This is a genomic window from Acinetobacter sp. YH12072 (assembly GCF_013419565.1).
Lineage (GTDB): Bacteria > Pseudomonadota > Gammaproteobacteria > Pseudomonadales > Moraxellaceae > Acinetobacter.
In genome coordinates this window covers 1-23,441 of the sequence record NZ_VOZV01000041.1, presented here as the reverse complement: position 1 = coordinate 23,441, position 23,441 = coordinate 1, and the positions used below count along the sequence as shown (strand labels likewise).

The following is a 23,441-nucleotide window of genomic DNA, read 5'->3' as shown; positions in this document are numbered from 1 at the left end:
TAGCTCATGAAATACGGTATTCTGATGGGACAAAACCTGAATCCTGGTCGTTAAAGTGTTTGTTTGCACTCATATTTTAACTGTTAGGACTCAGGTTTTTTTATTTAAAGCAAACTATGGGACAGCAATGGGGAACTTCCTCCTTTTTCAAAGGAGGGTTGGGGGAAGATTTAATAAAAATTAAGCCACATTCCCTTCCAAGAAATCCTGCGCAAAGCGCTGTAATACCCCACCCGCTTCATACACAGAAACCTCTTCTTCAGTATCCAGACGGCAAGTCACCGGCACTTCAATGGTCTGTTTTTTGCCATCTTCAGTCACACGCTCAATCACCAGAGTCAAAGTCGAACGTGGCGCAATATTACCGATCACGCTATATAGCTCAGTACCATCCAGCTTCAAAGTTTTACGATCTGTACCCGGCTTAAACTCAAGTGGAAGTACACCCATACCGACCAGATTCGTACGGTGAATACGTTCAAAGCCTTCAGCCACAATCGCTTCTACACCTGCCAGACGCACACCTTTCGCAGCCCAGTCACGGCTTGAACCTTGACCATAATCTTTACCTGCAACAATGATGAGCGGCTGCTTACGGTTCATGTAGGTTTCAATCGCTTCCCACATACGCATCACTTCACCTTCCGGCTCGACACGTGCTTTAGAACCTTGCTTAATGGTACCGTCGGAACGCACCACCATTTCGTTATACAGCTTCGGATTCGCCAAGGTTGCACGCTGTGCAGTCAGGTGATCACCACGGTGCGTTGCATACGAGTTAAAGTCTTCCTCAGGCAAGCCCATTTTCGCCAGATATTGACCTGCTGCCGAATCCAACACAATCGCATTCGATGGAGATAAATGATCGGTAGTAATGTTATCGCCAAGGATGGCTAACGGACGCATATTTGCCAGAGTACGCGGTGCAGCCAATGCCCCTTCCCAGTATGGCGGACGGCGGATATAAGTACTTTGCGGACGCCAGTCATACAGCGGACTTGCTGCCTGCTCACGCTCACCCAGATCGAACATCGGAATATACACTTTCTTGAACTGTTCCGGCTTCACGGACTCTTTCACCAAAGCATCAATTTCTTCATCCGATGGCCAGATGTCTTTCAGGTAAATCGGATTGCCATCTTTGTCTGTGCCTAGTGCATCTTTCTCAATGTCAAAACGAATGGTACCGGCAATCGCATAAGCCACGACAAGCGGTGGAGATGCCAGGAAAGCCTGTTTTGCATAAGGATGGATACGGCCATCAAAGTTACGGTTACCCGACAAGACTGCTGTCGCATACAGATCACGGTCGATAATTTCCTGCTGAATCTTCGGATCAAGCGCACCAGACATGCCGTTACAGGTGGTACATGCATAGGCCACGATACCAAAGCCCAGTTTCTCCAGATCTTTTAGTACGCCTGCTTCTTCCAAATACAACGCCGCTGCTTTAGAACCCGGAGCAAAAGATGATTTAACCCACGGTTTACGCACTAAACTAAGTTCATTAGCCTTACGTGCCAACAAGCCTGCTGCCACGGTATTACGTGGGTTAGACGTATTGGTACACGAAGTAATTGCCGCAATAATGATCGCACCATCTGGCATTAAACCATCCGTACGGTTTTCTACCACACCCGCAATGCCTTTTTCTTTCAGGTCAGACGTTGATACACGCGCATGTGGATTGGATGGACCAGCGATGTTACGGGTGACAGTCGATAGGTCAAAACGCAATACACGTGGATATTCTGCCTGAGTCATTTCTGATGACCACAGGCCAATCTCTTTCGCATAGGTTTCAACCAGTTTGACCTGTTCAGATTCACGACCAGTCAGCGTCAGATAATCAATGGTGTTCTGATCAATATAGAACATGGCTGCAGTTGCACCATATTCCGGGGTCATATTGGAAATCGTGGCACGATCACCGACTGACATGCTGTCTGCGCCTTCACCGAAGAATTCCAGATAAGCACCAACCACACGTTCTTTACGCAGGAATTCGGTTAGAGCTAAAACAATATCCGTTGCGGTAATGCCCGGCTGACGCTGTCCTACCAGTTCGACACCGATAATGTCTGGCAAACGCATCCATGATGCACGGCCCAGCATCACGTTCTCAGCTTCTAATCCACCAACACCGACTGAAATCACGCCTAGCGCATCCGTATGTGGAGTATGCGAGTCAGTCCCCACACAGGTATCCGGGAATGCCACGCCATCACGGTTCTGAATGACTGGTGACATTTTTTCCAGATTGATCTGGTGCATGATGCCGTTACCCGCAGGAATTACATCGACATTTTCGAAAGCGGTTTTGGTCCATTCAATAAAATGGAAACGATCTTCGTTACGGCGATCTTCTACCGCGCGGTTTTTCTCAAATGCATCCGGATCGAAGCCGCCATATTCGACTGCCAGCGAGTGATCGACGATCAGCTGGGTCGGCACCACAGGATTGACTTTAGACGGATCACCGCCTTGATCGGCAATCGCATCACGCAGACCGGCAAGATCGACCAGTGCTGTTTGCCCTAAGATGTCATGACACACTACACGCGCCGGATACCAAGGAAAATCATGTTCCTGTTTACGCTCAATCAACTGGCGTAAAGACTGTTCTAAAATCGCAGGGTCGCAACGGCGTACCAGCTGCTCGGCCAGCACTTTAGATGTATAAGGAAGTTTGGCATATGCGCCTGGCTGAATATCTTCTACGGCTTGACGCACGTCATAATATTCCAGCTGGGTACCTTGCAACGGTTTCCGGTAGTTATTGTTCATAGCTTGCCTGCCCTCTTTCATTACTCTTTTTATTCATCAAAATATCTTGATGACTTGTTTTTTAATAAAGGCATTGTACGCTGTCGAAAGTCTATTTCCCAAATCTTATAATTTTCAAAAGCTTAAATACTAAAAATGGTATTTTTACCAAAATTACTGACCCATACTTTAGAATTTTGACTCTAAATTGCATTTTTTCTGAAAAATAGGCCTAAATCTGTCTCATTCTTTAGTATGAGATGTTGATAACAGCATAAAAAATAATCAATTTCTTGGAATGAGTTTAAGGATAAATTTCATATGAAATCAAAGCTTAGAATTTTTTAATTTTAGAAATAGCTCATTTAATAAAAAACTGAATCTATATTTTTTTATTTCAGTGTTAAGCATAACTCTTAACCGAAAATGGTAAATTTCATTGCAGATATGGCTCGATGAGTGTAGGCGAAAAAATCATTTTTCAGGTTAGACATACCCCGAAATAAGTTACATTCTCAATTCCATATATTTTTTAAGACTTTCTTACAATTTTAGAAATACGTTAAATATTTATAGGACAATGATTCATAAACATGAGCTTATAAAATGCATCCCTATCTAAAATACTTTACACACGTCATTTTAGCTTACCGTCTGTCGCCCTCCCCCTAATTTGGTGATAACAGTCTGTATCTCAACTTTGTAAATCTACCCTCGAATTACTTCACAACAACAACACTCATCACAAAAGCACATAAGGGTGATTACAATGATACAACTCGCCATTCTTGGTATCGTTGCTGCAGTGATCGCTGTACTGGCAGCAAGCTGGAATGGAGGTAAAAATCCCTCCAATCCTAAACCGCCAACTCCCAACAACCCTAACCCACCTACCACTCCCAATAATCCCAACAATCCACAACCTTCTCCAACAGCACCCGATACTTTGATTAGCAATCCGCCCCTATTGCAAAAAAATTCCAAGGGCACCCATGAACTGATCGTCGCTTATAAAACCGGCAAGATTTACAATCCGAGAAATAGTACCTGGGATCAACTGTTCGTCAGAGGTTATCTCACTAATGCCAGCTTGTTTAACAAGAAAAAAGCTGGAGAGTCTGTTGAAGACCTTTTAATTGGTCCGCAGATCCGGGTCAAACAAGGTGAAACCCTGAAAATTAACCTCAATAACCAGCTTCCACCTGAACAGAAATCCACCTGCCCAGACAAAGTGGATAATGTGAATGATCCACATTGCTTTAATACCACCAACCTGCATACTCATGGCTTCTGGGTAAGCCCTCAAGGCAATAGTGATAATGTTTTCCTGAAATTTAAACCTCAGGAAAAATTTGACTATCAGTACAAAATGGAGCCGAATCATCCGGCAGGAACCTACTGGTATCACGCTCATCTGCATGGCTCAACGGCTATTCAGGTATCGAGTGGTATGGCAGGCCCATTAATTGTAGAAGGCTCAAGAACACCAAAAGTGAAAAATGGCAAAGTCACTGAAACAGGCGATATGGACATTTTATGGAAAGAAAAAAATAGCTATCCAAATGAAAACATCCTGCTATTCCAGCAAATTCAATATCGATGCTCTAACCCTGACCCGGATGTAAAATTTGACCCTCCCAACAATTGCGAAGGTAAAGGCTTAGGATTACTTGAAGATTATACAGATATCGCTAATCCTGGCTCTTGGGCCGGCCAGAACTTTTATACGTCTATCAATGGTAAAGTTTTAGGGGAGATCAAAGTTAAACAGAATGCTTTTAATCGCTGGCGCATGATTCATGGTGGTGTACGCGACACCATTGGTTTGATTATTAAAGAACTGCCAAACTCCAGTAAATTTAGCGCCGCAGACACCCTTAAAGCCTGTCTGGCATATCAGGAAGCAGATCTAAAAGAGTTTAATGAGAGTTTAAAAAGCTTACCTGTTTATACGATTGCTCAAGATGGTTTGACCATGACTCAGGTACAGCGCAGAACACTGTCTGTGTTCCAGCCTGGTTATCGTCATGATGCAATGGTTACCTTCCCAACCACCAATAAATACTGTATTTATGACTCCAAATTAAATATTGAGGATGAAGTGAATGCACCGATCCCAACGGGTCAAATTACTCCTCAACTAGCTCCAAACCACCCTTTCAATGCCCAACTACTGGGATGGGTCAATGTACAGGCAAGCAAAACAAAAGCGCAGACTCCTGCCCAGTTCCTGCAAGAGCGCGCGAAAAAAATTGGTTTAAGCAAAGAGATTCAGACTCAGTTATCCAAACTTGATCTTACTGCCTTTACCGATCATCCATCCCTAATGACTCCTGCAATTGACAAGCTGGTCGCTTCCAGACCAAAACAGTACAGTAAATTTGAACTGGCTTTCGCAAATGGTCTTAAATTTGGCTTCCGCCATAAAGAAGATGGTGACTTACTCAGTTTTGGAGATGCATTTGATGGCGAAGGATCAGTCGGTCGGACACATGCCAAAGATCCGGATCGTGAATATGTACGTCAGTTACAAATTGGGCAGACGGATGAATGGGAACTGACGACCGAAGCTTTTGGTGGCCATCCTTTCCATATTCATGTTAATCCATTCCAGATTGTTAAAATCTTAAAAACTGTCACTGGTCCTAATGGCGAATCTAAAGAAGTTGATGTGAGTGAATTAGCGCCTGATGATAATGACACAGATGATGTGCAATATCGTGGCATGAAAGGACAATTCAAAGATACCCTGTTTATCAAAGCAAACTATAAATTTATTCTTCGCAGTCATTACAAGAAATTTGAAGGTGATTTTGTACAGCACTGTCATATCCTCGATCATGAAGATCAGGGCATGATGGAAACGGTACGGGTCTGTGGAGGCAAATTCCCTTGTGATTCACCTCTGCCAACCTCGTCGCATCATCACTAATTAGACACTCCTGAAAAGGCCAATGATCCCGATTGTTGGCTTTTTTGTTTGCCTCTATTAAATGCTTGCTGCACAATAGTTTGATTGATTTTTAGTATTCAAACTGAGGCTGATCATGGCAACATCTCCTGCTTTTACCTTATTTACGCTGAATGGAGTAGATGCGCAAAAATTCCTTCAGGGTCAAGTTACTTTAAATGTCGAAACTCTGGCTGAAAACCTGACTCGCTATACAGCGATCTGTAGCTTGAAAGGACGTATCCAGTTTGGTATCTGGTTGAAAAAAATTAATCCGGAAAGCTTTGAAATTGTCAGCCCTGAAGATCAGGCAGCAGAACTGGCCAGCCATATTAAAAAGTTTGGTGCATTTTCAAAAATGAAACTGGAACAGGTTGGCCCGGTTTATCCAGTTATTAATGATATCCAGACTGATTTTGTTGAAACTGAAACGGATATTACCCTTTGGCAACAGCAAGCTATTGCTTCAGGTCAGGCTTGGATTCAAGCAACTACTGCGACCCTGTTCCAGCCACAGGAATTGCGTCTTCATCAACGTGAAGGCATTCACTATGACAAAGGCTGTTATCTGGGTCAGGAAGTGATTGCTCGCTTATGGTTCAAAGCCAAGCCAAAACACTGGTTGCATTTGATTCAAGGTACAGGTGAAGCACCTGCTGTTGCGACCAAGCTGCACAATGACGTCGAAGTGGTCAATAGCATTGGTACAGATGAGGGTTATCAGGCTTTGGTAGTTGCCAAACCTGAAGCATTGGCTGAGCTGGATGTACAAGTTCTGGAATTGCCTGAAGCTTTAAGTGGTGATGTGGCACGTCCACAATAATAACCTGTTATCTTGATGCAAAAGCCAGAATTCAATTCTGGCTTTTTTATTTTTATTAGGCTAAACAATTAAATAGACAAAGATTGACTGAATAAAACACACCTTAAACCGAGCACGCTTTTATTGATTCATCTCCTATATGATTCTCAAATAATTTGTAATTAGTCACATATTCAGTATTTACAAAGCCTGAAATCGTCTTATGATGTAGATGAAAACGACAAAAATCGCACCATGGAATTAGGTGTTAGAAAAATTAAGGTTATCGGAACAATGAAAAAATTAGTACTTGCTGCAATTCTTGCAGTGTCCAGCCAATTTGCCCTAGCAAACACTTCAAATGCCCCAGTTGACCCTCAATTTGCCAAAATTGAAGAGATGGTGAATGCCATGAATTTCAAGGGTGCCTACGATGCTTTAAGCAAACTGGCCAGCCAGGGAAATGCACAGGCTATCTATAACCTAGGCTATTTAACGCAAACTGGCCAAGGCACTGCCAAGGACGAAAAAAAGGCTATTCAGCTATATGAACAGGCTGCCAGCAAAGGTTATCCGGTGGCCAACTATGTACTGGGCAAGAATTATACCGGTGGTACTTTAGGCCTTAAGCAGGATTTGGGCAAAGCCAAACAATACCTGGAACGTGCATCGGCAGCCAATTTCGATGAAGCAACCGTAGATCTAGCTATACTTTTATTTGCTGAAGGTACAACAGCTTCTGACCAGCAGGCTTTGAAAAAATTACAGCCTCTGATTAGCAAGGGTAATATGCCGGCCATTCATGCCAAAGCCTTATATGACATCAGCAACGGCTTTAAAACCAAGAATGAAAAGCCGATCCAGCAAGGCTTGAGCAGTATTCAGGATCTGGCGAAAAAAGGCTATATCCCCGCCCTCATGGCGATTGGCAATATGTTTGCCAACGGTAGTATTGTTCCGCAAAACCTGCCTGAAGCGAAAAAGATCTTTGCGGCCCTGGCACAGGAAAATATTCCTAAGGCCAGAGAATCTCTAGCAGCAGTGGATAAAATGATTGCTGAACAGAAAAAAGCACCTGCCAAAAAAAGTTGATCAGACTTAATCAAAATAAAAAAGCTCCTATTGGAGCTTTTTTATGGGATATAGATTTGTAAGTCAGCTTGTTTAACTCCACCACAAAGTAATAAGTCCACTGGCAACCACAAAACCTGCGATAGTACTCATCAATAAAGGGGTTAAGGTTCGCTCATTGAGGCCGTATGCTTGTCCTAACATACCGAAAATCGTTGGCATAGGCAGTGCTGCAATCAAAGTCCCAGCATAGATCATTTCCTGACTCAGGTGAGTCAGTCGACTAAGACCTAGATACATCAGGATCGGCATCAGGATATTGCTGGAAAATACCAAATAGAAACTTTGCAGATTCACATATTTCAGGCTCATGCCCACGATTCCGCCACCAATCGCAAACAGCGCCAAAGGTGAGGCAGTCTGTCCAATCATGGCAAAGACCTGGTCCAGATAAATTGGCAAGCGAATTTCAAAAATCGCACAGGCCATACCCAGCATCACCCCCATAAATAAAGGGTTCTTGAACAGCATGAGAATGGTACTTTTCACAAGACTACCCAGATTGGCTTGATGTTGGGTACCGAGTGCAGCCAGGATCAACACCATCGGAATCAGGATCATGCTTTCAATGATGACCACCAGAGAGGTATAGGTCATTGCATGCTGTCCCACCAATAAAGTGAGTACTGCTGTACCGATCAATCCGGTATTGGACATTGCTGCCCCTAAGGACAGAACAGCACTATGCGAGGAGGTATTCCGGAACTGACGGTGCATCAGCCAGAAGCTGAAACCATAAAGTAATAAAGTGACAGAGGTATAGACCGCAAAGTATTCAAAATACCAGATTTCATGCAGATCTTTAGAGGCTAAAAACTGGAAGAACAGTAACGGTAAGGCCACTTTGATGACAAAGGCCCCTACCATTTCGACCTGTTCTTTTTTTAGAATTTGACATTTCACACTCAGGTAACCTAGTGCCAATAATAAAAATATGGGCACAATTACCGCAATAATCATATGAAATGTCCTGTTGTTTGAGATGCGTTATTATAAGCCTTTCTAAGAAAAAATAGCCTTAAAACGATTCAAACAACTGATTTAAGCCATGCGGTGCAGAACGTAAATATTGTGGAGAAATTGCTATTTTTTCATCCAGCGTTACTGCGGCATGCCAAGGCCAGCGTGGATCATAAAGCAAGGCACGTGCAATCGCGATCGCATCAGCCTGTTTATACTCCAGTATGCCTTCTGCCTGCTGTGCATCGGTAATCAAACCCACAGCAATGACTGGAATATTCACGTCCTTTTTAATCGCTTCAGCAAAAGGGACCTGATAATTCGGATGCACATCAATTTTCTGATCTACATGTAAACCTGCACTCGAAACGTGAATATAGACTGCACCCAGTTTCTCCAGTTCTTTGGATAGTTCGACTGAAGATTCTACATCCCAACTTTCTACGCCATCCATCCAGTCCGTTGCTGAGATACGAACACCAATTGGAAAACCTTCTGGTACGGCGGCTTTTATTGCTTCAAATACTTCAAGCGTCAGACGAATACGGTTTTCAAATGAACCGCCATATTGATCCTGACGATGATTCGATAACGGTGACATGAACTGATGCAGTAAATAACCATGTGCTGCATGTAGTTCAATCAGTTCAAAGCCAGCTTCAACCGCCCGCTTTGCACTGGCTGCAAAATCCTGAATTACTTGCTGGATTTCATCAACACTTAAAGACTTAGGTGGATGTTCATGAGTCTGGAAAGGAATATCACTGGCAGAGACAGTTTGCCAACCGAGTGAATGATCTGGGGCGAACTGCCCTTTGCCACCCCAAGGTTTATCTGTAGAAGCTTTACGGCCTGCATGTGCGAGTTGAATTGCAAAAGGCATAGGAGAAATTGACTTGACCTTTTGCAATAAGGTTTTGATCTGGCTGGCCTGCTGGTCATTCCAAAGCCCTAAATCGGCATAACTGATGCGCCCTTCAGGCTGTACAGCGGTGGCTTCCACAATGCAAAGACCTGCACTGGATAAGGCATAATTGGCCCATTGTTGTTCATGCCAGTAAGTGATTTCACCTTGCTCGGTTGCAGAGTACTGACACATCGGGGCAATCACAATTTTATTTTTAAGTTGCAATGATCCAAACTGAACCGGCTGAAATAGTAGTGACACGCGGTATTCCCTCTTTTTGTGAAGTGGCTTTTCAGAACTTTTTACCAAAAAATAAAAAACAGGCTCTGATGAGCCTGTTTATTTATAACGTGATTAAATTCTTTTTAGAAGATCACTCGTGTAGTCAAACCTAACACCAATGCATTATCCACTTGATTGCTAGATCCCGGATTTATAACGTATTGCAGGTTTGGACGTAGCATCAGCCATTTTGTTGCGTTATAGCTGTAGTTGAGTTCGATATTGTATTCGGCACTCGCATCATAAATTGGACGTGAATCTGCAAAGCGGTCATTTACATGTACACGGTTAACCGCTAAACCCAATATATCATTCGGCTGGCTATCCACCAGACCAATATATTTCAGACCCAACTGTTGTGAATTATCTACTTTATTGGTATCACGATCATGCCAGGTAAAGTTAGCGAATGAGTGTAAACCCTGACGGTCATTACCCGTTGAAGTCAATTGCTGCTCTACAGCTAACCAGCCCGCAAAGGTGCGGTTTTTTCCTTCACCTGTCGCAACATCTTTCTGGTTGGCAACATCATCAGCAGTGTTATACATACCGCCTACACGATAGCTGCCAGGCAAACCATTTACCAATGATTTTGGTGTCCAGATTACTTCTGCAGGAATGGTCACACCATCAGCATTGTCGGTATCCAGACTCCAGCCCTGACCTTCGGCTTTGGCATTACCATTATCTGGATTAAATTCATAAACACCGACTTGTACAGCAACTTCAGGATTTAACTGCTGTTTTACACGTGCACCCCATTGTGCGACTGGGGTATTCATCCAGATATTGCCCTGCCATTTACCCATCTGCGCAGCACAGAATGCTGTACTGGCAAAATCACAAGCCATCACGTTAAAGTCCATACCCAGACCCAGACGACCAGCTTTAATACTCAGACCTTGATCCTTATAGTTCTTTTCAATTGAAAGTTCGGTTAAACGGCTGTCCTGGTTACCACGGCCAAATGTTCCTTGCACATTAGCCATATGCGGTACTGTTTGAGATACTTGTAAATCACGTACCGATGTACTTTGTCCCTGACGTGCAGTCGCAACTGCACGAACCGTTACGCCATCCCAACCTGCCAGTTTTTCCATGTCTAACTGTGTACCTAACCATAACTGTGCAGAAGTTAGAGGATCAGCCCCTTCATTACGTCCGCCATCAGCCAGATAAGCTGTATCTGTCAGCAAGTTTGCTTCAAACTTGACGCCTTGTTGAGCAAGCTCAGTACGTTTTCCATTCCAGTCGCCTAATAGGTACTGTCCTTGGGAATCAAATGCAGACTCAGCCTGCGCAGAGGTCATGGCTGCCATCAATGGCAATAAAGCTAGACTTAACTTTTTCATATAAAACCTAAACATATGGAGAGAGTAAAGGCAGCCTGATGCATGCCCTGTATGACTTGATACAGAACGTTACATAACTTTTCACTTAAAAACGCAGCAATTTTTTTATTATTAGTAAAACTTTGAGTTATAAGAAAAGATATTTTATATAACAATAAATTCTTCATAATTTATATTTTTCAGTAAGTTAAATACTAAAAATCAACCTATATATTTCCTATTTTTATTATTTGGATCTGAAACCATCTCAATATTAAAGTTTATTTTTTAACCAAATGTTAAAATATTTTTGAATGTCCTGCTTATAACTTCTAGTCAAATAGGACTTGCATTCAGACTTAAAACGCCCAATATTAGCCTCATGATATTAGCTGCTAAGTGTTATGCCTGAATTACCCGAAGTTGAAACCACCAAAACCAGCCTCCTTCCCCTTCTTAATCAGCAAGTGCTAAAAGTTGAAGTGCATCAGCCTAGTTTACGTTGGCCGATTCCTGATGATCTCGCGCGTCTGCAAGGACAGCGCCTGCTACAGCTTACGCGGCGTTCCAAATATATTCTGGCGCAATTTGAACAGGATACAATGCTCTGGCATCTAGGTATGTCAGGCAGCTTTCGCTTGTGTGAAGCCAATGAAGAATTGCGCAAGCATGATCATCTGATTATTCAGTTTGAAGAGATTCAGCTGCGTTATCATGATCCGCGCCGTTTCGGCTGTATTCTCTGGTTAGACGCTCAATCACAAAGCAAACTGATTGATACGCTTGGGCCTGAGCCATTAAGTGAGGCTTTTAATGCCGAATATCTATTTGAAAAACTGAAAAATAAAAACGTTGGCACCAAAGTTGCAATTATGGATAACCATGTCGTGGTCGGCGTAGGCAATATCTATGCAACTGAAAGCCTGTTCAATATGGGTATTCATCCAGCCCAGCCAGCCTCAAGTTTGAGTTTCGAACAGATTGAAAAACTGGTGGTTGAGATCAAGCGTATTTTAAAACAGGCGATTGACTTAGGTGGTTCTACCTTACGCGACTACACCAATGCTATGGGAGAAAATGGTTATTTCCAGCAGACGCTGTTGGCTTATGGCCGTGCAGGAGAAATGTGCGTGAACTGCGAAACGACACTGGAAAATATCAAGCTCGGCCAGCGCGCATCCGTCTATTGTCCTGAATGCCAGCCGCTAAAAAAGGTAAAGCTTTCACCTAAGCGTGTGGCTGCTGTACGAGGTAAGAAATCATGAAGACTGCGATTGTCCGTCATATTCTGGTTAAGGATAAAGATACGGCTGAACAGCTTAAGAAGAAGATTCTGGCAGGTGCAGATTTTTCTAAGATTGCCAAACAATATTCGACCTGTAACTCTGCCAAACGTGGTGGTGAACTCGGTGAAGTAAAAAAAGGCCAACTTGTTCCAGTGATTGATAAACTGGTCTTTACTGCTGCAGAACATGTTCTGCATGGCCCAATCAAAAGTCAGTTCGGTTTTCATTTGGTAGAAATTAAGTTTCGGATGGATTTTTAATTCCTTTAGGGTTCCCTCTCCTCTCAGGAGAGGGTTAGGGAGAGGTCAGAAAATAAAAAAACGGCGCTTATACGCCGTTTTTTTATTTACTCCAAAAGCTTAAGCTTCCGGACGTTTTTTTAGCTCATCACGAATTTCACGTAACAATGCAATATCTTCCGGAGTCGCTTCAGGTTCAGGCGCTGCTTCTTCTGCTTTATCACGGCGCAGTTTGTTCATCAGTTTCACCAACCAGAATACAACCCATGCCAATAACAGGAAGTTAATGAGAATGGTCAAGAAATTACCATAAGCAAAGACATTCAGACCGGCTGCCTGTGCTTCAGCCAGATTGGTCACATTATTTGGATTATCGCCTAACACGACAAACCAGTTAGAGTAATCAACATCACCACCCAAGATCCAGCTCACGACAGGCATGATGATATCTTTCACCATAGAATCGATAATTTTACCAAAAGCACCGCCAATGATCACACCCACTGCGAGATCCATGACATTGCCTTTTACCGCAAATTCTTTAAATTCTTGAATAATGCTCATAAAGTCACCAGTATTTTTATACAATTTTGTGATGGATTATACATTAGTTAGGGATTTCTATTTAAAACTAATTTATTAAGTGTATGTAATTTCTACCCAATAAAAAAGCCGCTGAACTGATTCAGCGGCTTTTTTCGTATCAGTGACCGGTCTTATTTAGAACGGTTACGTTTACGTTCGTTTTCAGTCAGGTAACGTTTACGGATACGGATTGACTTAGGTGTTACTTCAACTAGCTCGTCATCTTCAATGAATTCAAGTGCTTGTTCTAGCGTGTATTCAAGGTTTGGAACAAGAGTCAATGCTTCATCAGTACCAGACGCACGTACGTTAGTTAACTGTTTCGCTTTAGTTGGGTTAACCACCATGTCGTCAGAACGTGAGTTGATACCTACGATCATACCTTCATAAACTTCTAACTGTGGTTTAGCAAACAGACGACCACGGTCTTGAAGTGTGAACAGTGCATAGCCCAGGCAAGTACCTTGAACCATAGAAATCAGTACACCGTTTTGACGTTTCGCAACAGTACCTTGTTTAGCAGGACCGTAGTGCGAGAAGCTTGAAGTCATGATACCAGTACCAGAAGTCATGGTCATGAATTCAGAACGGAAACCGATCAAGCCACGTGAAGGAACAGTTGCTTCAATACGGATACGGCCTTTACCGTCAACTTCCATATTGGTCATTTCGCCTTTACGGTGACCCATTTGTTCCATTACAGAACCTTGGTGCTGTTCTTCAACGTCAAACGTTACGTTTTCGTACGGTTCTTGCATTTGACCGTCGATTTCTTTCATGATCACTTGCGGACGTGATACACCAAGTTCGAAGCCTTCACGACGCATGTTTTCGATCAGTACAGAAAGGTGAAGCTCACCACGACCAGATACTTTGAAACGGTCAGGACTGTCAGTATCTTCAACACGAAGTGCTACGTTGTGGATCAATTCGCGGTCAAGACGCTCACGGATATTACGTGAAGTTACGAATTTACCTTCTTTACCAGCGAACGGAGAGTTGTTCACCTGGAAAGTCATAGACACAGTCGGTTCATCTACAGAAAGTGCTGGAAGCGCTTCAACATTTTTAGGATCACAAATTGTATCTGAAATGTTCAGTGCATCGATACCAGTTACACAAACGATATCACCTGCAGAAGCTTCTTCAATATCAACACGTTCTAGACCATGGTAACCCATGATTTTCAAGATACGGCCGTTACGGGTTTTGCCTTCTTTGTCGATCACACTCACAGGAGTGTTTAATTTCACTGAACCGCGCTGGATACGACCAACACCGATTACACCTACGAAGCTGTTATAGTCCAAAGATGAAATTTGCATCTGGAATGGACCGTCAACGTCAACTGCTGGTGGCTCAACGATGTCTACAATTGTTTGGAACAATGGAGTCATGTCGTCAGCAAGTTCTTCTGGAGAAGGACCAGCAACACCACGAAGACCAGAAGCATAAACTACTGGGAAGTCTAACTGTTCGTCAGTACCGCCAAGGTTGTCGAACAGGTCGAATACTTGGTCGATTACCCAGTCTGGACGCGCACTTGGTTTATCAACTTTATTGATAATTACGATTGGTTTCAAACCACGCGCGAACGCTTTTTGCGTTACGAAACGGGTTTGTGGCATAGGACCTTCTTGTGAATCTACAAGAAGCAGTACGCAGTCAACCATCGACATTACACGTTCAACTTCACCACCAAAGTCGGCGTGTCCCGGGGTGTCCACGATGTTAATACGGTATTCTGTATCTGTACGTTTATCTAACCACTTGATTGCAGTGTTTTTTGCAAGAATGGTAATACCACGTTCAGATTCTAACGCGTTCGAATCCATGACACGCTCGATCTCACCCGCGCGATCACCGAGAGCACCTGATTGTTGCAAAAGTTTGTCTACAAGAGTGGTTTTACCATGGTCGACGTGCGCGATAATGGCAATGTTACGGAGAGTTTTAATATCTGACATGTAAATTCGATACGTTTTAAATTTGAGGGCAAATTATACAGAAAAATACAAACTTTTGACAGTGACTGTTTGTAGAGAGCGTCAATTTTTTTTCCAATTACTTTTGTAATGACGTGTAACTCGATTAGAATAGCGCCACCCAGCCTTAATTTGCATTGACACATGTCTGATTTTAATCAATCTCCTCTTTCTAAAGATCAACTTGACCTTGTCTACGGCCTTGAAGATCGTCCTAAACCGTTTATCGCATTTTTAGCCGCATTCCAGCATTTATTGGCCATTATTGTCCCAATTGTAACGCCAGGTTTACTGATCTGTCTGGCATTGGGTGTGTCTAAAGAAGACACCAACATGATCTTGTCCATGTCTTTGGTGATCTCTGGTATCGCAACTTTCTTACAATCCAAGAAAGTGGGTCCCTTTGGCGCAGGCTTGCTGATTGTTCAGGGTACAAGTTTTAACTTTATTGGCCCAATCATCGGGATCGGTTCAGCGATGGTCGCTGCAGGCACACCGGTAGAAGCGGTGATGGCTTCGATCTTTGGTGTAGTGATTGCAGGTTCATTTATTGAAATGGGCGTGTCACGCATTTTGCCATGGGTGAAGAAACTCATTACTCCACTAGTAACGGGTATTGTAGTTCTATTGATTGGTTTAACCTTGATTAAAGAAGGTCTGATCAGCATGGGTGGTGGTTATCAAGCCATGGGTGACAAAACTTTCGCCAATGCAGATAACCTGATCATGTCATGTACCGTTCTGGCATTAATTATTTTACTGAACCGTGTGCGTATTACCTGGGTAAAAAGCTCAGCAATTCTGATTGCACTGGTTGTGGGTTATATCCTTGCCGGCTTTATGGGTCATCTCAACTTTGATGGTTTAAAAGATGCACCTCTGGTTCAGATTCCTACCCCAATGCATTTTGGTTTAAGCTTCTCATGGAGCTTATTCATTCCAATGGCATTCATTTACCTGGTGACTTCACTAGAAGCCATTGGTGATATTACCGCAACATCAAAATTATCGAATCAGCCAGTGGATGGTCAAACCTGGATGAATCGCATTAAAGGTGGTGTATTGGTAAATGGTGCTAACTCCCTACTTGCAGGCTTATTTAATACTTTCCCAAGTTCAGTTTTCGCACAAAATAATGGTGTCATTCAGCTGACTGGTGTAGCTAGCCGTTATGTCGGGATCTGGATCGCAGCACTCCTCGTGATTCTAGGTCTACTGCCTGCTGTTGCAGGTGTGATCCAAGCCGTTCCTCAAGCTGTGCTTGGTGGCGCAGTGATGGTGATGTTTGGTGCAGTCGCTGCATCTGGGATTAATATCCTGTCTGGTATTCACTTAGACCGTCGTGCCCTGCTGATCATTGCAATCTCGCTTGCACTTGGCTTAGGCGTTGCACAGGTACCTCAGATTCTGGAACATCTTCCTGAATTATTCCGTAACATCTTTAGTTCCGGTGTTGCGACAGGCGGTATTGCAGCCCTCATATTGAATATTGTACTTCCTGAAGTAAAGAAGTAATTTCATGTCCAAAGAACACTGTCTGGGTTGGACTCGGACAGTGTTTTTTCTATTGGAGAGAGATCTATGGATCCTAAAAGCGAAGTTTTATTAAGACAATATGATTATTTGTCTGGTCGCGTATTGCTGGTAAATGCCCCGACCGATGAGCTTCTTGCTGAATGTGGTGAATCTATCCAGCCCTTTGTTTGGACATGGAATTATAATGATTTTCAATATTTCCAGTCACAGCAGGCTCAGATTCATTTCGGTGCAGAATTTCCTGATCAAGAATTTGATCAGGCGGTTATTTTCGTACCTAAATCAAAAGAATTATTGAATTATCTGATTCACAATATTGCAGCCCGATTAAAACAAGGCAGCAGTGTCTTTCTTGTGGGTGAAAAGAAAGGTGGCGTAGAGCGTGCGGCAAAGCAGCTACAGGCTTATGGTAAACTCATCAAGCTCGACAGCGCACGACATTGCCAATTGTGGCAATTGACTCTAGACTGCACGGTCGAAGCAAAAGCGTTGGCAGATTGGGCACAGACCTATACAGTGGCCACACCAAAAGGTGATTTGCAGATTTGTGCACTTCCAGGTGTATTCAGTCAGGATCATCTGGATGTAGGAACAGCGGTGTTCTTACCCTATTTATCTCAGGTGACCTCAGGCAAGATTGCCGACTTTGGCTGTGGCGCAGGTGTGATCAGTGCTTATTTAGCCAAACTGAATCCTGAGAACCGTATTTTTGCTCTGGACGTAGATGCCTTTGCCTTGGCTTCTACCCAAATGACATTTGAGAAAAATCAGCTCAACCCTCAGCAGCTGGAAATTAAAGCTGTGTCAGGTATTGAAGATGCACCGCTTTTTTTACATGCCATTGTCAGCAATCCTCCTTTCCATCAAGGAATCCAGACCAATTATGCGGCCAGCGAAACTTTATGCAAGACTTCGCGTCGTCATCTCAAGTCTGGCGGTGAATTATGGATTGTGGCAAACCGTTTCTTAAATTATCCAATTTTAATTGAACAAAGTTTTGGCCAATGTACAGTCAAAACTGATCAACAAGGTTTTAAAGTGCTCTTCGCCAGCACTCAAAAAAATGCTAAGGAATCATGATGAGCGAAACTCAGAACAGCGTGCAGCTGCAGCGTAAGCTTGGTGCTCGTCATCTCAATATGATCGCGATTGGCGGGTCTATCGGTACAGGTTTATTCCTGGCCTCAGGTGCGACTATTGCCAGCGCAGGCCCGGGTGGCGCACTTCTCGCCTATGCCCTGATTGGCGTAATGATTTATTTCTTGATGACCAGCCTTGGAGAACTTGCGACTCATAATCCGACCTCGGGCGCATTCTTTACCTACGGTACCAAATATGTCGAAGGTGGTTTCGGTTTCGCTTTAGGCTGGAACTACTGGTACAACTGGGCGATTACCGTTGCCTTTGAACTGGTTGCCGTACAGTTCATTATGAAATTCTGGTTCCCTGATATTCCGGGCTTTTACTGGAGTGCGATCTTCCTCGCGGTGATCTTTGGGATTAACGCTCTCACAGTAAAAGGTTTTGGTGAATCAGAATTCTTCTTCTCATTAGTGAAAGTTCTGGCAATTATTGCCTTTATCATCATCGGGATCTGGATGATTGCCAAGATCATGCTCACACCGGGTGTTTCGGCATTTGCAAACTGGAGCGTAGGTGAAGCGCCTTTTGTAGGCGGTTTCCAGGCCTTGATTGGTGTTGCCATGATTGCCGGATTCTCATTCCAGGGAACCGAGATGGTTGGTGTAGCCGCTGGTGAATCTAAAGATCCGCAGAAAACCATTCCTGTCGCAATCAAGCAGATCTTCTGGCGAATCTTGCTGTTCTATATCGTGTGTATTTTCATTATCGGTACATTGGTTGCTTATAATGATCCGCGTCTCTTACAGGCAGCTGCAACAGAAGATGTTGCCCTTTCTCCCTTCACTTTATTGTATGAGAAAGCAGGTTTTGCTTTTGCAGCCAGTATGATGAATGCGGTAATTCTGACTGCAATTCTGTCTGCAGGTAACTCAGGCATGTATTCTTCGACCCGTATGCTGTTCGATATGGCGCGTAAAGGCAGTGCACCTAAGCTGTTCGCCCATCTGGATCCACGCGGTGTACCGATGAATGCCCTGTATGCGACCACGGCGATTGCGGCACTATGCTTCTTGACCACATTCTTTGGCGAGCAGGAAGTCTTTAACTGGTTGCTGAATATGTCAGGTATGTGTGGCTTCATTGTCTGGCTCGGGATTGCGATCTCACATTACCGCTTCCGTAAAGGTTATCTGGCTCAAGGCTATCAACTTGAAGGTCTGGCCTATAGAGCTAAATTCTTCCCGTTCGCGCCTTGGTTTGCCTTCGTCCTTTGTTCAATTGTTGTTCTAGGTCAAAATTATCAAGCTATCCTAGATGGTGAGTGGTTGGCTGTCCTTTCTACTTATATCGGTATTTTATTATTCCTGGTGATCTGGCTGGGTTATAAGTGGAAATATAAAACCAAACTGGTTTCCTATCAGGAGATGGATGTTCGACCGATGAATATTGAAAAAGACTAAGTTCTCACCTTTATTAAAAAAGCAGCTCAAGTAGCTGCTTTTTTATATTCTGAAATCAGCTATGACGCATGACAAAATTACGGTCATCAATCACGATGACTTGCTGACAAATACCTTCTACTCGACGCTGCTGTTCGAAAACTTCTTTAGACATAGCATTAAAACTATCAAAGAAACTGATTTCTTTTTCATTGATTTCATAAATTAATGAATGGTTCCCTACCCCTTCCAGCGTATCGTAGAACACGATTACAAAACGGCCTTTATCTACTGATTTTTGAATATCTGTATAAGAAAGTGGATATTCATGAACAGACACTTTGAGTTCTTGTGCTTTTTGATAAAACTGGATTTCAAGCGGCTGTTTATCGGGATCAGTTTCTGTAAAAAATTCAACATCAAGCCCTAGTGTTTTAAGTGCAACAGCGAGTGCAATACTTGAAGCTCCCATCTCATCATTATGCTGTGTCAATTGTACTAAATCAGGAATATGCAGATCTATTCCATAATGATGAAAGATCATCCAGATTGCATATATACCACTATTAGCTTCCAGACTTTGTAAGTCTTGAGGAAGTTCTATGCTCATGCTTTAACTCAAAATCAGTTTCGAGCAGCAAGTGTATGCAAAAAACAGCCATAAAAAAAGCGACTCAAAGAGTCGCTTTTTTTAATCACTATTCAATAACGAATTATTGAGCAGCTGGTTGTTCAGCTAGAACAGTACGGCTACCAGTGATTGTCGCGAATACACGACGGTTCATAGCACGACCTTCTTTAGTGTTGTTGTCAGCAATCGGTTGATCCCAAGCGAAACCTTGAGTAGACAAACGAGATGCATCTACGTTGTATTCGTTAACAAGTGCAGATTTAACAGAGTTAGCACGAGCTAGAGATAAACGTTCGTTCAATGCACGTGGACCAGTGCTGTCTGTGTGACCTTCGATACGAGCAGTTGCGTTTGGATATTCAACTAGCTTCTCAGCAACTTTAGCGATTTCTGGTTTGTATTGGTCTTTGATGTTTGATTTATTCGTATCAAAGAACACGCGAAGTTCCATGTTCAGGTCTTCAGTCAACTCTTGTGGAGCTGGAGCTACTGGAGCTACTGGCTCAACTGGAGCAACTTCTACAACGTCAGCAGCTGGTTTCAAACGGCCACCTAGAACTACGTTAAGACCAGCAAGTGCTGTATAGTTCCAGAATTTTTCGTCGAAGTGGTAAGTACCACGAGCTTCAGTACGTAGCGCTAAAGCATCGTTGATGTGCCAGAATGCACCGATACCAGCATTACCTAGTGTACCTTCTTCTTCAAAACCACGACCAGTACGACCTAAAGCAGTTTCTGAAGCACCGTCAAACTCATATTTGTAGTGACCAGCACCTAACAATGCATATGGCTTGATTTTGCTGTCATAGTTGCCAGTAAATACGTCAGAAGTTGCATAGAAATTACCTGCAATGTTCTGGCCTTTGTATTCAGCACCTGGTAGATCTCGCATATCGCCTTTAACTTGGCTATATTCAGCTTCAAAACCTAACCATGGAGTTAGTTCAACACCAATTGCAGCACCAACAAATAGATCATCTTCCATTTCACCAGAAGTTGTTAGTTCGCCATCATCACCGCCATTGTTGTGTTGGGTGTCTTGCCAAGTATAACCTAACATTAATGGAGTAACAGTTACGCCTGCGTTTGCAGCAGCAAAAGGAGCAGCTACAAGCATTGCTAAAGCAATACGACTCATTTTCATGGATTTATCCTCCAGAGATAACAATTGTTGTTCAAGCTCAAGCCTTCTAATAGGCCATTCTGAGATAGGCTTTTTTTACCCCAGTGTTATTTTTAAGCTATTCACTGCGCATCATACAAACACTTTATTATTTTTCCAAGTGCTTGATTAATCTAATCAAGTAAATTATTGACAAAATTACTTACAATTTCCGTTGTAATTCAGTAATTTTTTACTCAATTTTTTGTTGTGAATCGCCTATTGTCATTGCCAATTTATTTTTAAGCGCCTTTTTGAATTTTGAGTAAGGCATTGCTTACTCGCTCAATTAAGCATAAAAAACGCACAATTAATAGCATGTTTCAAATAAAAATAATATATAAATCAGGTAACTCTATGTATAAAAAGATAACAAGAGCGTTCACTATTGTTGAGTTAATTATCTGTATTGCCCTTATCGCAATTGTGGTCACAATTGCCTTGCCTTACTTTCATGATTATTTATCCAAGCAGGAAGCCAAAAATATTCCGATGAAACTTACAGCAACCAATCGTTATGCACGCAGCCAGGCAGCTGTGTTTCACCAGAATATTGTGATTTGTCCCAGTCAAGATTCATTAACCTGCCAAGCAAACCAATGGAATAAAAATTTGCTGGTATTTATTGATAAAAACCGTAATCGTCAAGTCGACAATGACGAACAAATTTTACACATTGAACAACTTAATCTTAAATACGGTAACTTGAGTTGGCGAGGTGCTTTAAGTATGCCGAACGTAACTTATCAAGCCCAGACGGCTTTACCAATTGGATCGAATGGCAGCTTTTATTATTGTTCTACTCACCTTTCGTCCCAGCAACGTATTGTCTTGAATAAAATGGGACATATCCGGATCGAACATCTGGCATCCTGTTAATAAAACCCTAGAGTCTATGATTTATCCAGATTAGGACTTTAATCCTGTACTTTTTTCAATATACTGCTTAGGTTCGAGAAAAAATGATCAAAACTTATAGGGAGATATAACAATGACTGACATCGTAATTGTCAATGGCGCACGTACAGCGATGGGCGGCTTTCAAGGCAGCTTGGCTAGCGTTACTGCACCTGAACTGGGTGCTGTCACCATCAAAGAAGCGATTGCTCGTTCAGGCTTGCAGCCAACCGATATTGAAGAAGTCATTATGGGTTGTGTACTCCCGGCAGGTTTAAAACAAGGTCCTGCTCGTCAAGCGATGCGTAAAGCGGGTCTGCCTGATTCTACAGGTGCCGTCACCATCAACAAATTATGTGGTTCAGGCATGAAAGCAGTTATGCAAGCGGCAGATATGATTAAGGCAGGTTCTGCAACTTATGTGGTTGCAGGTGGGATGGAATCCATGACCAATGCGCCATATGTATTGCCAAAAGCGCGTGGCGGTTTCCGTATGGGTCATGGTGAAATCAAGGACCATATGTTCCTGGATGGCCTGGAAGATGCCGAAACTGGTCGCCTGATGGGCTCATTTGCTCAAGATATGGCGAATACAAAAGGCTATACCCGTGAACAGATGGATGAGTTTGCGATCCGTTCACTGAAACGTGCTCAAACTGCAGTCAATGAAGGTTACTTCGCTGATGAAATCGTGCCAGTCACTGTTTCCACCCGTAAAGGTGATGTCGTAGTTGATAAGGACGAACAACCTTTCAATGCCAATATTGATAAGATTCCAACTCTTCGTCCTGCTTTTGCAAAAGACGGGACAATTACGGCAGCAAATGCCAGCTCAATTTCAGATGGTGCCTCTGCCCTTGTTCTGACTTCAAGCGACAATGCAGCAGCTAAAGGTTTAGCGCCTTTGGCTAAAATCATTGCTTATGCTTCAAACTCCCAGCATCCATCTGAATTCACGATTGCGCCAGTGGGTGCGATTCAGAAAGTTCTGGATAAAACTGGCTGGAAAGCTGAGGAAGTTGACCTTTGGGAAATCAATGAAGCGTTTGCTATGGTCACCATGTGCCCAATGGATGAGTTCAAGCTTGATCCTGAAAAAGTCAACATCAATGGTGGTGCATGTGCGCTCGGTCACCCGGTTGGTTCTACAGGTTCACGTATTATCCTGACCTTGATTCATGCATTGAAACGTACAGGCGGTAAACATGGTATCGCTGCGCTATGTATTGGCGGTGGTGAAGCAACTGCGGTCGCAATCGAACTGATCTAATTCTTTTATAATCAATTCGTAGAGAGGGCTTTTATAGCCCTCTTTTTATTTTATAAATATTTCATTTTTTTATTACGCAGATTCAAATCCCAAGTGCAACACATTTGTAATTAGTTGAAAAAGTTAGGTGTATTCATAGAATCATTAGACTTTTTCAACTCGCAATTGGAAAGCACACAATGAAGAAATACACCCAACT

18 protein-coding genes are annotated in these 23,441 nt (G+C 42.9%); 10 read left to right on the top strand and 8 right to left on the bottom strand.

Annotated elements, in window-relative coordinates; all coding sequences use genetic code 11:
- Positions 1–180 precede the first annotated feature (180 nt).
- Positions 181–2,787 carry a Fe/S-dependent 2-methylisocitrate dehydratase AcnD gene (acnD, locus tag FTU19_RS14100; RefSeq protein ID WP_180131699.1) on the bottom strand — a complete coding sequence of 869 codons (2,607 nt, stop codon included), beginning with the start codon at positions 2,785–2,787 and terminating at the stop codon, positions 181–183.
- 748 nt (positions 2,788–3,535) lie between these two features.
- On the opposite strand from acnD, the gene FTU19_RS14095 reads away from it, so the two are divergent.
- The 3 genes from FTU19_RS14095 (at position 3,536) to FTU19_RS14085 (ending at position 7,610) form a co-directional block, all read left to right on the top strand.
- Complete coding sequence (locus tag FTU19_RS14095; RefSeq protein ID WP_180012163.1) at positions 3,536–5,698, top strand: multicopper oxidase family protein; 2,163 nt, start codon at positions 3,536–3,538, stop codon at positions 5,696–5,698.
- A 115-nt stretch (positions 5,699–5,813) separates the two neighbouring features.
- A complete protein-coding gene (locus FTU19_RS14090; RefSeq protein ID WP_159123690.1) occupies positions 5,814–6,539 on the top strand; it encodes a folate-binding protein YgfZ in 726 nt (241 codons plus the stop codon).
- A gap of 273 nt (positions 6,540–6,812) precedes the next feature.
- The gene (locus tag FTU19_RS14085; protein ID WP_180003841.1) at positions 6,813–7,610 is read left to right on the top strand and encodes a tetratricopeptide repeat protein; all 798 of its coding nucleotides are present in this window, start codon (positions 6,813–6,815) and stop codon (positions 7,608–7,610) included.
- Positions 7,611–7,682: 72 nt separating this feature from the next.
- On the opposite strand, the gene FTU19_RS14080 is transcribed toward FTU19_RS14085, so the two are convergent.
- From FTU19_RS14080 to FTU19_RS14070, 3 genes are all read right to left on the bottom strand, one after another.
- Positions 7,683–8,609 carry an AEC family transporter gene (locus tag FTU19_RS14080; protein ID WP_180003843.1) on the bottom strand — a complete coding sequence of 309 codons (927 nt, stop codon included), beginning with the start codon at positions 8,607–8,609 and terminating at the stop codon, positions 7,683–7,685.
- Positions 8,610–8,667: 58 nt separating this feature from the next.
- Complete coding sequence (locus FTU19_RS14075; RefSeq protein WP_180003845.1) at positions 8,668–9,777, bottom strand: NADH:flavin oxidoreductase/NADH oxidase; 1,110 nt, start codon at positions 9,775–9,777, stop codon at positions 8,668–8,670.
- Positions 9,778–9,881: 104 nt separating this feature from the next.
- Positions 9,882–11,150, bottom strand: a complete 1,269-nt coding sequence (locus FTU19_RS14070; protein ID WP_159123686.1) for a carbohydrate porin — start codon at positions 11,148–11,150, stop codon at positions 9,882–9,884.
- 383 nt (positions 11,151–11,533) lie between these two features.
- Here FTU19_RS14070 and mutM point away from each other — a divergent pair, with 383 nt between their 5' ends.
- Both mutM and FTU19_RS14060 read left to right on the top strand, forming a co-directional pair.
- Entirely contained in the window at positions 11,534–12,394 is an 861-nt protein-coding gene (gene mutM / locus FTU19_RS14065; RefSeq protein WP_180131697.1) for a bifunctional DNA-formamidopyrimidine glycosylase/DNA-(apurinic or apyrimidinic site) lyase, read from the top strand.
- Positions 12,391–12,675, top strand: a complete 285-nt coding sequence (locus FTU19_RS14060) for a peptidylprolyl isomerase (RefSeq protein ID WP_004785172.1) — start codon at positions 12,391–12,393, stop codon at positions 12,673–12,675. The genes mutM and FTU19_RS14060 overlap by 4 nt, the downstream gene beginning before the upstream one ends.
- Before the next feature lie 99 nt (positions 12,676–12,774).
- Here the strand turns inward: FTU19_RS14060 and mscL are convergent, their stop codons facing one another.
- Together mscL and typA are read right to left on the bottom strand one after the other, a co-directional pair.
- A complete protein-coding gene (gene mscL, locus FTU19_RS14055; protein WP_159123684.1) occupies positions 12,775–13,218 on the bottom strand; it encodes a large conductance mechanosensitive channel protein MscL in 444 nt (147 codons plus the stop codon).
- A 152-nt stretch (positions 13,219–13,370) separates the two neighbouring features.
- Complete coding sequence (gene typA / locus FTU19_RS14050; RefSeq protein ID WP_180012169.1) at positions 13,371–15,206, bottom strand: translational GTPase TypA; 1,836 nt, start codon at positions 15,204–15,206, stop codon at positions 13,371–13,373.
- A 162-nt stretch (positions 15,207–15,368) separates the two neighbouring features.
- Here typA and FTU19_RS14045 point away from each other — a divergent pair, with 162 nt between their 5' ends.
- From FTU19_RS14045 to FTU19_RS14035, 3 genes are all read left to right on the top strand, one after another.
- Positions 15,369–16,739 (top strand): uracil-xanthine permease family protein, encoded by a 1,371-nt coding sequence (locus FTU19_RS14045; RefSeq protein ID WP_166139125.1) that lies wholly within the window; start codon positions 15,369–15,371, stop codon positions 16,737–16,739.
- Between the two features lie 66 nt (positions 16,740–16,805).
- On the top strand, positions 16,806–17,840 hold the full coding sequence (locus tag FTU19_RS14040; protein WP_180012172.1) for a methyltransferase: 1,035 nt from the start codon (positions 16,806–16,808) through the stop codon (positions 17,838–17,840).
- The gene (locus tag FTU19_RS14035; RefSeq protein ID WP_180031777.1) at positions 17,840–19,303 is read left to right on the top strand and encodes an amino acid permease; all 1,464 of its coding nucleotides are present in this window, start codon (positions 17,840–17,842) and stop codon (positions 19,301–19,303) included. The genes FTU19_RS14040 and FTU19_RS14035 overlap by 1 nt, the downstream gene beginning before the upstream one ends.
- 55 nt (positions 19,304–19,358) lie before the next feature.
- On the opposite strand, the gene FTU19_RS14030 is transcribed toward FTU19_RS14035, so the two are convergent.
- Positions 19,359–19,892: a peptidase C39 gene (locus tag FTU19_RS14030; RefSeq protein ID WP_180131694.1), complete on the bottom strand. Its 534-nt coding sequence runs from the start codon at positions 19,890–19,892 to the stop codon at positions 19,359–19,361.
- Positions 19,893–19,995: 103 nt separating this feature from the next.
- Positions 19,996–21,057, bottom strand: a complete 1,062-nt coding sequence (gene omp38 / locus FTU19_RS14025) for an outer membrane protein Omp38 (protein ID WP_179993194.1) — start codon at positions 21,055–21,057, stop codon at positions 19,996–19,998.
- A 375-nt stretch (positions 21,058–21,432) separates the two neighbouring features.
- Between omp38 and FTU19_RS14020 the strand changes: the two genes are divergently transcribed.
- Complete coding sequence (locus FTU19_RS14020; RefSeq protein ID WP_180013538.1) at positions 21,433–21,954, top strand: GspH/FimT family pseudopilin; 522 nt, start codon at positions 21,433–21,435, stop codon at positions 21,952–21,954.
- Positions 21,955–22,066: 112 nt separating this feature from the next.
- Positions 22,067–23,242: an acetyl-CoA C-acyltransferase gene (locus FTU19_RS14015; protein WP_180012177.1), complete on the top strand. Its 1,176-nt coding sequence runs from the start codon at positions 22,067–22,069 to the stop codon at positions 23,240–23,242.
- Positions 23,243–23,441: the final 199 nt, after the last annotated feature.